Source organism: Oleiphilus sp. HI0043 (genome assembly GCF_001634935.1).
Genome location: NZ_LWEY01001809.1, coordinates 1 through 824 on the forward strand (window position 1 = coordinate 1; position 824 = coordinate 824).

Annotated in this window: 1 protein-coding gene and 1 pseudogene; both read right to left on the reverse strand. The window is 39.6% G+C overall.

All coding sequences use genetic code 11. The features are described 5' to 3' along the window. Positions 1-259: RsmG family class I SAM-dependent methyltransferase (locus A3729_RS27795; protein ID WP_231877518.1), on the reverse strand; the 259-nt coding region annotated here is incomplete at its 3' end. 35 nt (positions 260-294) lie between these two features. After that, a pseudogene (gene gidA, locus A3729_RS27800) lies at positions 295-824 on the reverse strand (tRNA uridine-5-carboxymethylaminomethyl(34) synthesis enzyme MnmG); the annotation flags it as partial.

Here is an 824-nt window from a genome sequence, read left to right on the forward strand (position 1 = left end):
ATCCAGGGCCGGTACCGATATCAGCGATGTCCTGACCTTTTATATAAGGAGCAATGCTAAGCGAGTCGACCAGATGTTTAATCAACATTTCTTCCGGGTCACGAATAGCCGTCAGATTGTAGGCTTTATTCCATTTGATCAATAACTCTAAATAGTCGAGTAAAAGGCCATTCTGCTCTTCATTTAGAGTAATACCTATTTTTTCTGCCGCGTCGCTTAGAATATTACTAAAGTTGGCACGTTGCGATGCATTGATCACGTCTATTCTCTTTTAAGATACGTGAAGTGCCGAAATCAGGCACTTTCATGTTTGATTGATTTAGATAAAGATTTTTTCTTCAGATATATGAGTACCAATGACACAGCAGCCGGTGTAATTCCCGGAATTCTAGATGCCTGGCCAATTGTTTCTGGTTTAACCTCTAATAGTTTTTGCTTAATCTCATTGGATAGACCAGAAATTCCATCATAATTGAAATCGATTGGCAGCTTGGTTAATTCATTCTTTCTTAAACGATCAATCTCATCCTGTTGACGACTGATATAACCATCATACTTGGTTTGTATTTCAATCTGTTCAGCAACAGCATTAGAAATTGTTGGATCACCGTTTATTTCAGCAATACTTTGATAATTGATTTCAGGACGCTTTAGCAAGTCACGAAGGCTGTATTCTCTCGAAATAGGTCGATCAAAATATTTGTCAGCAATCTTCCCACCTTCTGAGCCAGGTTGCACCCAAGTTGTTTTTAGACGCTCTGTTTCTTTCTCGATTGCTTCGCGCTTGCTTGAGAATTGTGACCAGCGCTCATCGCCTACAAAAC